Annotated in this window: 18 protein-coding genes; 1 reads left to right on the top strand and 17 read right to left on the bottom strand. The window is 61.4% G+C overall.

Going from position 1 to position 12,982, the window contains the following annotated elements:
- The 17 genes from rplO to AC07VS_RS19870 all read right to left on the bottom strand — a co-directional run bounded on the left by rplO (position 1) and on the right by AC07VS_RS19870 (position 11,992).
- Positions 1-432 carry a 50S ribosomal protein L15 gene (rplO, locus tag AC07VS_RS19950; protein ID WP_492349285.1) on the bottom strand — a complete coding sequence of 144 codons (432 nt, stop codon included), beginning with the start codon at positions 430-432 and terminating at the stop codon, positions 1-3.
- A gap of 10 nt (positions 433-442) precedes the next feature.
- Positions 443-625: a 50S ribosomal protein L30 gene (gene rpmD, locus AC07VS_RS19945; RefSeq protein WP_492349286.1), complete on the bottom strand. Its 183-nt coding sequence runs from the start codon at positions 623-625 to the stop codon at positions 443-445.
- Positions 626-639: 14 nt separating this feature from the next.
- Positions 640-1,158, bottom strand: a complete 519-nt coding sequence (rpsE, locus tag AC07VS_RS19940; RefSeq protein ID WP_492349287.1) for a 30S ribosomal protein S5 — start codon at positions 1,156-1,158, stop codon at positions 640-642.
- A 17-nt stretch (positions 1,159-1,175) separates the two neighbouring features.
- The gene (gene rplR / locus AC07VS_RS19935; protein WP_492349288.1) at positions 1,176-1,541 is read right to left on the bottom strand and encodes a 50S ribosomal protein L18; all 366 of its coding nucleotides are present in this window, start codon (positions 1,539-1,541) and stop codon (positions 1,176-1,178) included.
- 11 nt (positions 1,542-1,552) lie between these two features.
- Positions 1,553-2,086: a 50S ribosomal protein L6 gene (rplF, locus tag AC07VS_RS19930; protein ID WP_492349289.1), complete on the bottom strand. Its 534-nt coding sequence runs from the start codon at positions 2,084-2,086 to the stop codon at positions 1,553-1,555.
- A 25-nt stretch (positions 2,087-2,111) separates the two neighbouring features.
- Positions 2,112-2,507: a 30S ribosomal protein S8 gene (gene rpsH, locus AC07VS_RS19925; protein WP_019576353.1), complete on the bottom strand. Its 396-nt coding sequence runs from the start codon at positions 2,505-2,507 to the stop codon at positions 2,112-2,114.
- Between the two features lie 20 nt (positions 2,508-2,527).
- On the bottom strand, positions 2,528-2,833 hold the full coding sequence (rpsN, locus tag AC07VS_RS19920; protein ID WP_027476452.1) for a 30S ribosomal protein S14: 306 nt from the start codon (positions 2,831-2,833) through the stop codon (positions 2,528-2,530).
- Between the two features lie 8 nt (positions 2,834-2,841).
- Positions 2,842-3,381, bottom strand: coding sequence for a 50S ribosomal protein L5 (gene rplE / locus AC07VS_RS19915; protein WP_027476453.1), 540 nt, complete (start codon positions 3,379-3,381; stop codon positions 2,842-2,844).
- A 2-nt stretch (positions 3,382-3,383) separates the two neighbouring features.
- On the bottom strand, positions 3,384-3,704 hold the full coding sequence (gene rplX, locus AC07VS_RS19910; RefSeq protein WP_492349290.1) for a 50S ribosomal protein L24: 321 nt from the start codon (positions 3,702-3,704) through the stop codon (positions 3,384-3,386).
- Positions 3,705-3,715: 11 nt separating this feature from the next.
- Positions 3,716-4,084, bottom strand: coding sequence for a 50S ribosomal protein L14 (gene rplN / locus AC07VS_RS19905; RefSeq protein WP_007861702.1), 369 nt, complete (start codon positions 4,082-4,084; stop codon positions 3,716-3,718).
- A gap of 179 nt (positions 4,085-4,263) precedes the next feature.
- A complete protein-coding gene (locus AC07VS_RS19900) occupies positions 4,264-5,856 on the bottom strand; it encodes a glycerol-3-phosphate dehydrogenase/oxidase (RefSeq protein ID WP_492349291.1) in 1,593 nt (530 codons plus the stop codon).
- Between the two features lie 132 nt (positions 5,857-5,988).
- Positions 5,989-7,719 carry an ABC transporter substrate-binding protein gene (locus tag AC07VS_RS19895; protein ID WP_492349292.1) on the bottom strand — a complete coding sequence of 577 codons (1,731 nt, stop codon included), beginning with the start codon at positions 7,717-7,719 and terminating at the stop codon, positions 5,989-5,991.
- A gap of 100 nt (positions 7,720-7,819) precedes the next feature.
- Positions 7,820-8,128, bottom strand: a complete 309-nt coding sequence (locus AC07VS_RS19890) for a DUF2160 domain-containing protein (RefSeq protein WP_027476456.1) — start codon at positions 8,126-8,128, stop codon at positions 7,820-7,822.
- A 10-nt stretch (positions 8,129-8,138) separates the two neighbouring features.
- Positions 8,139-8,951, bottom strand: coding sequence for a carbohydrate ABC transporter permease (locus AC07VS_RS19885; RefSeq protein WP_494657714.1), 813 nt, complete (start codon positions 8,949-8,951; stop codon positions 8,139-8,141).
- Entirely contained in the window at positions 8,944-9,840 is an 897-nt protein-coding gene (locus AC07VS_RS19880; protein ID WP_492349294.1) for a carbohydrate ABC transporter permease, read from the bottom strand. Before AC07VS_RS19880 ends, AC07VS_RS19885 begins: the two co-directional genes overlap by 8 nt.
- Positions 9,837-10,913, bottom strand: a complete 1,077-nt coding sequence (locus tag AC07VS_RS19875; RefSeq protein WP_494751786.1) for an ABC transporter ATP-binding protein — start codon at positions 10,911-10,913, stop codon at positions 9,837-9,839. The genes AC07VS_RS19880 and AC07VS_RS19875 overlap by 4 nt, the downstream gene beginning before the upstream one ends.
- A 2-nt stretch (positions 10,914-10,915) precedes the next feature.
- Positions 10,916-11,992, bottom strand: a complete 1,077-nt coding sequence (locus tag AC07VS_RS19870) for an ABC transporter ATP-binding protein (RefSeq protein WP_492349296.1) — start codon at positions 11,990-11,992, stop codon at positions 10,916-10,918.
- A gap of 188 nt (positions 11,993-12,180) precedes the next feature.
- On the opposite strand from AC07VS_RS19870, the gene AC07VS_RS19865 reads away from it, so the two are divergent.
- Positions 12,181-12,948: a DeoR/GlpR family DNA-binding transcription regulator gene (locus AC07VS_RS19865; RefSeq protein WP_494751785.1), complete on the top strand. Its 768-nt coding sequence runs from the start codon at positions 12,181-12,183 to the stop codon at positions 12,946-12,948.
- Positions 12,949-12,982: the final 34 nt, after the last annotated feature.

The following is a 12,982-nucleotide window of genomic DNA, read 5'->3' as shown; positions in this document are numbered from 1 at the left end:
TCAGGCGAAGCTGCCGCCGGCAGCTTCGATCACAGCCTTGGCACCAGCAGTGGCGCCAATACCGTTGAGCTTCACAGCCTTGGTAAGTTCACCAGTCTTGATGACCTTGACCACCTTGGCCAATTCGCCAACCAGACCAGCGACCTTCAGAGCGGCAACATCAACTTCGGCTTGACCCAATGCTTCCAGATCAGACAAAGTGATCTCAGCATTGAACTTCAGCAGATGCGACTTGAAACCGCGCTTCGGCAGGCGACGTTGCAGAGGCATTTGACCGCCTTCGAAACCCACCTTGTGGTAGCCGCCGGAACGCGACTTTTGACCTTTGTGACCACGGCCAGCGGTCTTGCCCAGACCGGAGCCAATGCCACGGCCAACGCGACGCTTGGCGTGCTTGGCGCCAGCAGCGGGCTTGATGCTATTGAGTTCCATGTTCTTTCTCTCAGAGCACTTTGACCAGATAGCTGATCTTGTTGATCATGCCGCGCACTTCGGGGCTGTCCTTGAGCTCGCTGACACTGTTCAGCTTGCGCAGGCCCAGACCACGAACGGTCGCACGGTGCGATTCCTTGGTGCCGATCGGGCTGCGAACCAGCTGGATCTTCACGATATTTTGGGTCGTCATGAAATGACTCCTTCTTAGGCGAAGATCTCTTCGACAGACTTGCCGCGCTTGGCAGCGATGTCCGACGGAGTGGTCGAGTTCTTCAGCGCGTCAAACGTGGCGCGAACCATGTTGTAAGGGTTCGACGAACCATGGCTTTTGGCCACGATATCGGTGATACCCATCACTTCAAACACAGCACGCATCGGGCCGCCAGCAATGATGCCGGTACCCTTGGGAGCCGGAGCCATCATCACAACAGCCGCGCCGTGGTGACCGGTCACGTTGTGGTGGATGGTGCCGTTCCTCAGGGAAACCTTGGTCATGTTGCGACGGGCTTCTTCCATCGCCTTTTGCACGGCAGCAGGCACTTCCTTGGACTTGCCCTTGCCCATGCCAACGCGACCATCGCCATCGCCGACCACGGTCAAGGCAGCGAAACCGAGAATACGGCCGCCCTTGACCACCTTGGTCACGCGATTCACGGCGATCATCTTCTCGCGCATGCCGTCGTCGCGACCTTCGTCTTGAACTTTGGGTTGAAACTTAGCCATTTTTTATTCCCGTCCGCTTAGAACTGCAGGCCTGCTTCACGGGCAGCGTCGGCCAGAGCCTTGACGCGACCGTGGTAAGCGAAACCAGCGCGATCGAATGCAACCTTCTCCACGCCAGCAGCCTTTGCCTTTTCAGCAATGCGCTTGCCGATGATGGCGGCAGCGGCGGCATTGCCACCCTTGCCGGAAGCACCCAGCGAGCTGCGCACTTCGGCTTCGGCAGTCGAAGCGCTGGCCAGCACCTTGGTGCCGCAGCCAGAGATCACTTGAGCATAGATGTGCAGGTTGGTGCGGTTCACGCTCAAACGCGCCACGCCTTGATTGGCAATGCGGATGCGGGTTTGACGTGCACGACGCAGACGCTGCTCTTTTTTGGTCAACATGCTGCAGCTCCTTACTTCTTCTTGGTCTCTTTGATCGTGATCTTCTCGTCCGCATAACGGATGCCCTTGCCCTTGTAAGGCTCGGGGGGACGAACAGCACGGATCTCAGCAGCGATCTGACCCACGCGCTGACGGTCAGCACCCTTGATCAGAATTTCAGTCGCGGTCGGAGTGGCCACGGTGATGCCTTGCGGCATTTCGATGTTGACGGGGTGCGAGTAGCCCACCGCCAGGTTCAGCTTGGTGCCCTGAGCGGCGGCCTTGTAGCCCACGCCGATCAGAGTCAGCTTCTTTTCAAAGCCTTTGCTAACACCCACCACCATGTTGTTGACCAACTGGCGCAGCGTGCCGGACATGGCATTGGCTTCGCGAGAGTCATTCACGGGGGCAAACGTCAGCTTGCCTTCTTCGTTAGAGATCTTGACCAGGGCGTTTTGCGCCAGGGACAGAGTACCGCCGGTACCCTTCACGCTGATCTGGTCTTCCTTGATCGACACATCCACACCTTGGGGGATGGCGACCGGTGCTTTGCCTACGCGGGACATTTCAGTTTCTCCTCAATGTCACGGTTTAAGCCACATAGCACAGCACTTCGCCACCGACACCGGTAGCACGTGCTTTGCGATCGGTCATCACGCCCTTGGGAGTGGTGACGATGGCCACGCCGAGGCCATTCATGACTTGGGGGATGGCGTCACGGCCCTTGTAGACACGCAGACCAGGGCGGCTGACGCGCTCGATGCGCTCAATCACCGGACGACCAGCGTAGTACTTCAGGGAAATTTCAAGTTCGGACTTGCCTTCGTTGGTCTTCACTTGGAAGCCGTCGATATAGCCTTCATCCTTCAGCACTTGGGCGATGGCAACCTTCACTTTGGACGAAGGAACCAACACGGTAGCCTTGGCCACCATTTGTGCATTGCGGATGCGGGTCAGCAAGTCAGCGATGGGATCACTCATGCTCATGTTTAATCTCTCCTGCCTGCTTACCAGCTGGCCTTGGTGATACCGGGGATATCACCTGCAAAAGCCAGTTCACGAATCTTTGCACGGCCCAGACCGAATTGACGGAAGGTGCCACGCGGACGGCCCGTGATTTCGCAACGGTTGCGTTGACGGGTGGGGTTGGCGTTGCGCGGGAGCTTTTGCAGACCCAGACGGGCAGCAGCACGCTCTTCGTCGCTACGCTTGGCATCGTTGGCAACAGCCTTCAGTTCAGCGTATTTCTTCGCGAACTTGGCTGCCAGTTTTTCACGCTTGAGCTCGCGCTCGATCAAAGCTACTTTAGCCACACGACACCTCAGTTCTTGAACGGGAAACGGAAGCCGGCGAGCAGTGCCTTGCACTCTTCGTCCGTCTTGGCCGTCGTGGTGATGCTGATATTGAGACCGCGCAGGGCGTCAACCTTGTCGTACTCAATTTCCGGGAAGATGATCTGTTCTTTGACGCCGATGTTGTAGTTACCACGGCCATCAAAAGCACGACCCGAAATACCACGGAAGTCACGGACGCGGGGCAGAGCCACGGTCACGAAACGATCCAGGAATTCGTACATGTGCACGCCACGCAGGGTCACCATGCAACCGATGGCTTGACCTTCGCGGATCTTGAAACCGGCGATAGCCTTCTTGGCCTTGGTCACCACAGGCTTTTGGCCGGCGATCTTGGTCAGGTCAGCCACGGCGTTGTCCATGACCTTCTTGTCCGAGACAGCTTCGCTCACGCCCATGTTCAGGGTGATCTTGGTCAGACGCGGCACTTGCATCGGAGAGGTGTAGCCAAACTTGGCCATCAGCTCCGGAGCCACTTTTTCACGGTAGTGTTGTTGCAGTCGTGCCATGGTCATGCCACCTTGATTTCTTCGCCGCTGGACTTGAAAACGCGAACGCGCTTGCCGTCAGCCAGGAGCTTGATGCCGACGCGGTCAGCCTTGCCGGTGGCAGCATTGAAAATGGCCACGTTGGACTGGTGGATGGGCATGGACTTCTCCACGATGCCACCGGTCGTACCCTTCAGAGGGTTCGGCTTGGTGTGCTTCTTCACCAGGTTGATGCCTTCCACGATCACGTGGGAGTCATCCTTGCGCAGCACCACTTGGCCGCGCTTACCTTTGTCGCGCCCTGCGAGCACGATCACTTCATCGCCTTTGCGGATCTTGTTCATGATTCGCGTCCTCAGAGAACTTCAGGAGCCAGGGACACGATCTTCATGAACTTTTCGGTACGCAGTTCACGCGTCACGGGTCCAAAGATGCGGGTGCCGATTGGCTCCAGCTTGGCGTTCAGCAGCACTGCTGCATTGCCATCAAACTTAACGAGCGAGCCATCGCCACGGCGGATGCCCTTGGCGGTGCGAACCACTACTGCACTGTAAACCTCGCCTTTTTTGACGCGGCCACGCGGAGCGGCTTCCTTGATGCTCACCTTGATGATGTCACCGACACTGGCGTAGCGACGCTTGGAACCGCCGAGCACCTTGATGCACAGGACGGACTTGGCGCCAGTGTTGTCGGCAACCTCTAACCGAGATTCTGTCTGGATCATTTCAATATTCCCAACTTGTACCAGGGCTCTTGACCATCAAAAGCACCAGTCAGTCTTGGGCCCGTCGTCCGCGCCGCAAACCATTTTGATGCGCTTCCGTTGGGCAAGAAACTTCACTTTTTACAGCGAAGCCTGTGAGTATTGCAAACTATCCAGAAGATGTCAATCGTTTTTGAAGGTCAGGCGGGCAAGGTGCCGTAGCGTTCAGCCAACGCCAAAAACGGGGCTGTCGCCTGGGGAATGGCCAACTCCTGTTCCAGGATGCGAGCCACCGCCGGGGCGGCTGCAGCGGCAGCCCGGGCATCCAGGAACAGCAGGCGATTGCGCCGTGCCAACACGTCCTCGATGCTTCGCGCATATTCATAGCGCGCAGCAAAGCGAACCATGGCTTCCGTCAGGTTCGGCGCGACAAGGACGTCCGCCCCCGGCAGACTCGCCAGCAAGGCGGCCTCATCACCATACAGATGAGCCCCCGGCGCGTCGCTCAAACGCACAGTGGCGGCACCTGGCGCCGGTGCGCCGATCAACCGGTGGTGGTCTGTGCTGGAGGCTGCGAGCCTGGGCAGCAAGCCCGCTTCCTGGATTTTACCCAGCACATCCTCGGCCATCGCCCGGTAGGTGGTCCATTTGCCGCCCGTGACGGTGACCAAGCCACTTTTGCTCACCGCCACCGTGTGTTCGCGGCTGATGCCCTTGGTGCTTCCGTCGTCTTCCACCGGCTTGACCAGCGGACGCAACCCCACCCAGACGCTGCGCACGTCTTCGCGGCGCGGTGCCCGCTGGAGGTAGCGCGCCGACTCGTCCAGGATGAAAGCCACCTCGTCGGCAAACGGCTCGGGCTCGCGCGCCAGATCCTCGCGGGGCGTGTCGGTGGTGCCCAGAATCACCTTGCCGAGCCAGGGCACGGCAAACAAGACCCGGCCATCTGCGGTCTTGGGCACCAGCAAGGCGTGATCACCCTGCAGAAAGTCCCGATCCACCACCAGGTGAACGCCCTGGCTGGGCGCCACCATGGGTTTGGTGGCGCGGCCACTGGCCTGGCCATCAAGTTCACGCAGCGCATCCACCCAGACCCCGGCGGCATTCACCACGCAGCGGGCACGCAACTCGAACGAGCGCCCGCTTTCCCGGTCTTCGCAACGCAAGCCTGCCAGTCGGCCCGCCTCGTGGACCAGGCCCGTGGCCTTGCAATAGTTGACCAGCAAGGCGCCCTGTGCCGCGGCCGTGCGCGCCAGCACCAGGGCCAGGCGCGCATCGTCAAATTGACCATCCCAGTATTTGACCCCGCCCCAGAGGTGCTCCTGGATGATCGTGGGCAGGCATTCACGGGTGCGCGCCTTGCCCAGAAATTCGGTGGCACCCAGGCCGGCCTTGCCTGCCAGGGCGTCATACATCTTGAGCCCGATGCCATAGAAGGGCGATTCCCACCAGTGGTAGGACGGCATCACAAAGGGCAAGGGCTGCGCCAGGTGTGGCGCGTTGTGCAGCAAGGTCGTGCGCTCATGCAGGGCCTCACGCACCAGCGACACATTGCCCTGGGCCAGGTAACGAACCCCGCCGTGCACCAGCTTGGTCGCCCGTGACGAAGTGCCCTGTGCAAAGTCGTGCGACTCGACCAGCACGACGCTCAACCCTCTCAGTGCGGCATCAAGCGCCACCCCCAGCCCTGTCGCCCCACCGCCGATGACCGCCAGGTCGTAGGTGCGTGACTCGGCCAATCGCTCGATCAGCCGGGCTCGGTCAGTCGCTTGGGGCAGTGCAGTTTCGCTCATGATCTTGGGGCGGGCCGGTGCACCTGGTGCCACCGGCGCCGCCATTGCTTCAGGGCCTCCCGGGTGCCCTGTTGGAATATCAAACCGGCGGGATGTCAAGCACCCCGCCGGAACCTGTTCGCTGTGCGGGTCTCAGCGAACCTTGCCGTCCTTCCAGGCCTGCAGCAGCTTGTCGTAGTTGATGGTCTCGCCCTTGGGCTTCTCGTTGGCCAACTTGGCCCACGGAGCACCCTTGTCGCTCAACCACTTGGACGGATCGCTCTTCGCATTCAGCTTGGGGGCGCAATGGCTCATGCCAGCGCGCTCCAGACGCCCCATCACCTGGTCCATCTCCTCCGCCAGCGTGTCCATGGCGCCTTGCGGGGTCTTTTCACCCGTCACGGCCTGGGCCACGTTCTTCCACCACAGCTGAGCCAGCTTCGGGTAGTCAGGCACGTTGGTTCCGGTGGGCGTCCAGGCCACGCGGGCCGGGCTGCGGTAGAACTCGATCAGACCACCGTACTTGGCGGCGTTCTTGGTGAAGTACTCATGACGGATATCGCTGTCGCGGATGAAGGTCAGACCCACCACCGACTTCTTGGCCGACACGGTCTTCGAGGTCACGAACTGGGCGTACAGCCAGGCAGCGGCCGTGCGGTTGGGGTCCTGGTCCTTGAAGAAGGTCCACGAGCCCACGTCCTGGTAGCCGTTTTGCATGCCCTGCTTCCAATAGGGACCATTGGGGCCAGGGGCCATGCGCCACTTCGGCGAGCCATCCTCATTCACCACGGGCAGACCCTTCTTGGTCATGTCGGCGGTGAAGGCGGTGTACCAGAAGATCTGCTGTGCGATCTGGCCCTGCGCCGGCACCGGGCCGGCTTCGCCAAAGGTCATGCCCATGGCTTCCTTGGGCGCGTACTTCTTCATCCAATCGATGTACTTGGTCAAGGCATACACAGCCGCCGGCGAGTTGGTCGCGCCACCGCGGGAGACCGAGGCCCCCACCGGGGTGCACTTGTCGTCGGCCACGCGAATGCCCCACTCGTCCACCGGCATGCCGTTCGGGATGCCCTTGTCGGCGGTGCCGGCCATCGACAGCCAGGCATCGGTGAAGCGCCAGCCCAGCGACGGATCCTTCTTGCCGTAGTCCATGTGGCCATAGATTGGCTTGCCGTCGATGGTCTTCACGTCGTTGGTGAAGAACTCGGCGATGTCTTCGTAGGCGCTCCAGTTCTGCGGCACGCCCAGGTCGTAGCCGTACTTGGCCTTGAACTTGTCTTGCAGGTCCTTGCGAGCAAACAGGTCAGCGCGGAACCAGTACAGGTTGGCAAACTGCTGGTCGGGCAACTGGTACAGCTTGCCGTCCGGCGCCGTGGTGAAGCTGGTCCCGATGAAATCCTTCAGATCCAGATCGGGGTCAGTGAACTCTTTGCCAGCGCCGCTCATGTAATCGGTCAGATTCATGATCTTGCCGTAGCGGTAGTGGGTTCCGATCAAGTCGGAATCGCTGATCCAGCCATCGTAAATCGACTTGCCCGATTGCATCGAGGTCTGCAGCTTCTCGACCACGTCACCTTCCTGGATCAGGTCATGCTTGACCTTGATGCCCGTGATCTCCTCAAAGGCCTTGGCCAGGGTCTTGGACTCGTATTCGTGGGTGGTCAGGGTTTCGGACACCACCGAAATTTCCTTGACGCCCTTGGCCTGCAGCTTCTTGGCGGCCTCCATGAACCACTTCATTTCGGCCAACTGCTTGTCCTTGGACAGCGACGAAGGCTGGAACTCGTTGTCGACCCATTTCTTCGCCTCAGCCTCTCCCGCGTGGGCGTATGACCCGGCGGCCAGGGCCGCTGCCAGCGCAAGCGCCGTGTAACGCAATTTCATGAGATGTCTCCTCAGATGCAAATCCCCGGTTGATGTTGAAGTCGTCCGGCCCCGGGGAATGGTCGAGCCGAATGCCTGTCTTGATTCGTGGGGGTGGTGCTCAACCCTTGCGCATGACCAGGGCCAGCACGGCCATGGACAGCACAAAGCTGATCCACACCGAAGGCTCGGCCTCCAGGTGCAACCACCCCTGCAGCTTTTCACTCAGGCCGACAAAGGCCAGGTTCACATAGGCCGCCGACAGCAACCCGATGAACAGACGATCCCCCCGCGTGGTGCGCAGCGGCAAAAAGCCTTTGCGCTCGACCGTGGGCGATCGGATTTCCCACACCGTCATGCCGATCAGCATGAGCACGATGCAACTGAAGAACACGGCGACCGGCAAGGTCCAGGCCATCCACTCAAACATGCCAATCTCCTCAGACTCGACCCATCGCGAAACCCTTCGCGATGTAGTGACGAACAAACCAGATCACGATGGCCCCTGGCACGATGGTCAGCACGCCGGCCGCCGCCAGGGTGGCCCAGTCCATGCCCGAAGCCGACACCGTGCGCGTCATGGTGGCCACGATGGGCTTGGCGTTCACGCTGGTCAGCGTGCGCGCCAGCAGCAGCTCCACCCAACTGAACATGAAGCAGAAGAAGGCCGCCACCCCCACCCCGGCCTTGATCAGGGGCAGGAAGATGGTCAGGAAGAAACGCGGAAAGCCGTAGCCGTCGATGTAGGCGGTCTCGTCGATCTCACGCGGGATGCCGCCCATGAAGCCTTCCAGAATCCACACCGCCAGCGGCACGTTGAACAAGAGGTGCGCCAGCGCCACAGCGATGTGCGTGTCCATCAGTCCCACCGTGGTGTAGAGCTGGAAGAAGGGCAGCAGAAACACCGCGGGCGGGGTCATGCGGTTGGTCAACAGCCAGAAGAACACATGCTTGTCACCCAGAAAGCGGTAGCGCGAGAACGCATACGCTGCCGGCAAGGCCACGGACACCGAGATCACGGTGTTGATGGCCACATAGATCATCGAGTTGATGTAGCCCGAGTACCACGAGGCGTCGGTGAAGATCAGCCCGTAGTTGGCCCAGGTGAAGTGAACCGGGAAGAACGAGAAGCTCGACAGGATCTCCTCGTTCGTCTTGAAGCTCATGTTGATCATCCAATAGATGGGCAACAGGGCAAACACGATGTACGCCAGCAGGAACAGCGAGCGCTTGTGGAAGCGGTTCTCATGCATGACCGGTCTCCTCCGGGTTCTGCGTGCCCACGCTTTGCATCCAGTTGTAGAGGATGAAGCAGAGCAACAAGATGATCAGGAAATAAATCAGCGAGAAAGCGGCCGCCGGCCCCAGGTCAAACTGACCCACCGCCTTCTGTGTCAGGTACTGGCTCAGGAAGGTCGTGGCATTGCCCGGGCCGCCCCCGGTCAGCACAAAGGGCTCGGTGTAGATCATGAAACTGTCCATGAAGCGCAGCAGCACCGCGATCATCAACACGCCACGCATCTTGGGCAGCTGGATGTAGCGGAACACCGCCAGCTTGCTGGCCCCATCAATGCGGGCCGCCTGGTAGTAAGCATCCGGGATGCTGCGCAGGCCGGCATAGCCCAGCAAGGCCACCAGCGGCGTCCAATGCCAGACATCCATCACCAGCACCGTCAGCCAGGCATGGGTCGAGTTGCCGGTGTAGCTGTATTCGATGCCCATCTGCTGCAACGTGTGGCCCAGCAAACCGATGTCGTCACGGCAGTAGATCTGCCAGATGGTGCCCACCACGTTCCAGGGGATCAGCAAGGACAGCGCCACCACCACCAGCACGGCTGATGATTTCCAGCCCTGCGCCGGCATCGACAGCGCCAGCAGCACACCCAGCGGCAGCTCCACCAGCAGCACCGACAACGAGAACAGCAATTGACGCAGCAACGCGCCATGCAACTCCTCGTCGCGCATCACGGCGGCAAACCATTCGGTCCCCACGAACACGCGGCGCTCGGGCGAGATGATGTCCTGCACCGAATAGTTCACCACCGTCATCAAGGGCAGGATGGCAGAAAACGCCACACACAGGATGACGGGCAAGATCAGGAACCAGGCCTTCTGGTTCACGGGTTTGTTCACGGCGCTCATGACACCAGCTCCTCATTCACGTAAAAGCAGGTGTGCTGCCCCAACAGCTGCAGCCAGACCTCATCGCCCACCGCCAGCTTCAGCCACTCCACCCCCAGACGGGCTTTGAGCACCGTGCCCTGCACCTCCGCGCTCAGCATCAGGTGGGTGCCCACGTCCTGCACCTGGCGCACCCGCGCCGGCACGGCCCCGGGTGTCCCAGCGTTGGCCAGGGTCAGGTACTCAGGGCGAATGCCCAGTTTCAGCGCCCCATCCGGCAGGGCCTTGCCCACTGGCAGCGGCAGGTGCCGCCCCGCCAGCTCCAGCTTGTCACCAGCCACGTCAGCGGCCAGAAAGTTCATGCCGGGCGAGCCGATGAAGTTACCCACAAACGTGTGCTGAGGGCGCTCGAACAAAGCGTCTGCCGGCCCCACCTGCACGGCCCGGCCACGGGTCATCACCACCACCTGGTCGGCAAAGGTCAGGGCCTCGACCTGGTCGTGCGTCACATAGATCAGGGTCAGCTTGAGCTCGTGGTGGATCTGCTTGAGCTTGCGGCGCAGCTGCCATTTCAAGTGCGGATCGATCACCGTCAGTGGCTCATCGAACAGCACGGCTGACACGTCAGGCCGCACCAGGCCACGGCCCAGCGAGATCTTCTGTTTGGCGTCGGCCGCCAGTCCGGCAGCGCGCTGGTTGAGCTGACCGCTCATGTCCAGCATCTCGGCAATCTCACCCACGCGTTTCTTGATCTGCGCTTCAGGCACCTTGCGGTTGCGCAGCGGGAAAGCCAGGTTCTCGGCCACTGTCATGGTGTCGTAGATCACCGGGAACTGGAACACCTGCGCAATATTGCGTTGCTGCGGGCTCAGGCGGGTCACGTCCTGGCCGTCGAACAGCACCTTGCCATGCGAAGGCTGCAGCAGCCCCGACATGATGTTGAGCATGGTGGTCTTGCCACAGCCCGAAGGCCCCAGCAGCGCATAGGCGCCGCCGTCGTCGAAGGTCATTTTGAGCGGCAGCAGCGCGTAATCGCTGTCCTGCTGCGGGTTGGCGCGGTAGGCATGCGCCAGATCGAGTTCGATGCGGGCCATGCTCAGTGTCCTCCTGCGCGTTCGGGGGCCAGGGCCAGTTGACCGATGGCATCAAAGACATAGGCCTGTGCGGGGCTCACGTACAAGGTGATCGGAGCCCCCAGCTCGAAGTAATGCACCCCGGTCAGTTGCGCCACCAGTTCACCCACCAACGTGTGCACATGAACATAGGTGTCCGAGCCCGAGATCTCGGCCAACTCCACCGTGCCCGGCAGGCTGACATCACCCGGGCGGCCATGCACCCGCAGCGCACTGGCGCGCAGACCCACCGTCATCTGGGCAGCTCCGGCCGATGCTGGCAGGGCCAGCGGCAACGCCGGCCCGCCGCGCAGGCGCACGCCCCCTTCGCAGGCATCGGCCTGCAGCAGGTTCATCGGCGGGTCGCTGAAAGCGCGTGCCACGCGCAGCGAACGCGGGCGGTGGAACACCTCGGCCGTGGGGCCGTACTGCAGCAGTTCACCCTCATCCAGCACCGCGGTGTAGCCCCCCAGCAGCAGTGCCTCGCCGGGCTCGGTGGTGGCATACACCACGGTCGAGTCACCGCTGGCAAACAGTGAGGTCAGCTCTTCGCGCAACTCCTCGCGCAACTTGTAATCCAGGTTCACCAGGGGTTCGTCCAGCAGCATCAGCGGGGCTTGCTTGGCCAGCGCCCGGGCCAAAGCCACGCGCTGCTGCTGCCCGCCCGACAACTCGGCCGGCAGGCGCTCCAGGAACATCTCGATGTGCAGCTTGGTCGCCAGCTCCCGAACACGCTGATCGATGTTGGGGGCCTTGCGCAACAGCAGCGGCGACGCGATGTTGCGCGCCACCGTCATCGACGGGTAATTGATGAACTGCTGGTACACCATGGACACATCGCGCTCACGCACCGGCATCCCGGTCACGTCTTTGCCATCCACCAGCACACGGCCCTGGCTTGGCGTGTCCAGCCCCGCCATGATGCGCATCAGGCTGGTCTTGCCCGCCTGCGTCGCCCCCAGCAGCACCGTCACAGCGCCGCTTCGCAAGGCCAGATTCATGGGGTGGAGCCAAGTCTCCGCCCCCATCGTCTTGCCGATGCCTTCCAATTCAAGCTGCATCACGCAACCTTTCCACTTGTTTGTCTCGGGTCCCGCTACCAGTTGTTGCGCGCTGGCAGGGGCTTCGAATGTTCGCAACTTTTCGATTATTGTTCCTTTTTTTTCGTTTTTGATTCTGGTTTTCCCCTAACGCGTTCCTTTTTTTTCCCTTTAAAGTCGCTGCCTCGAACCCTGCCAGACTGCGAACCGTGAACTTCAACCCCAGACAACTCAAACTCATTGAAGTGGTCCGCGAGCGCGGCTCGGCCACGGTGGAAGAACTGGCCGAACAGCTGTCAGTCACCCTGCAGACCGTGCGGCGCGACGTGCAAAAAGTGGCCGAGAGTGGCGCCCTGCGCCGCTTCCATGGCGGCGTGCGCGTTCCCAGCTCCACCACTGAAAACATCGCCCACCCGCAACGCCAGGGGCTGCACGCCGAGGGCAAGGCCCGCATTGCGCGCGCCGTGGCCCAGCAGGTGCCCGATGACTGCTCACTGATCCTCAACATCGGCACCACCACCGAGGCGATTGCCGAGGCCTTGCTGCAGCACCAGGGCCTGAGGGTGATCACCAACAACCTCAACGTGGCCACCATCCTGTGCCGCAACCCCAGCTTCGAAGTGATCGTGGCTGGCGGTGTGGTGCGCCCCCGCGACCGCGGCATCGTGGGTGAGGCAGCGGTCGATTTCATCCGGCAATTCAAGGTCGACCTGGCCATCATCGGCATCTCCGGCATCGAGTCCGACGGATCATTGCGTGACTACGATTACAGGGAGGTGAAAGTCGCCCAGACCATCATCGAACACGCACGCGAGGTCTGGCTGGCAGCCGATGCCAGCAAGTTCAATCGCCCCGCCATGGTCGAGGCCGCCACCCTGTCGCAGATCGACCGCCTGTTCACCGACGCCGCCCCCCCCGCCCCCTTCCCCCAATTGCTGGAAGACGCCGGCGTGCGCCTGGACGTCTGCCTGACCTGAACGCCCAGCCCGACCGGATCTCCAGGACCCCGAC

This window comes from Curvibacter sp. GW821-FHT01G03, from assembly GCF_059422285.1.
The sequence above is the reverse complement of the archived record's forward strand: the minus strand, read 5'-3'. Positions and strand labels throughout refer to the sequence as shown.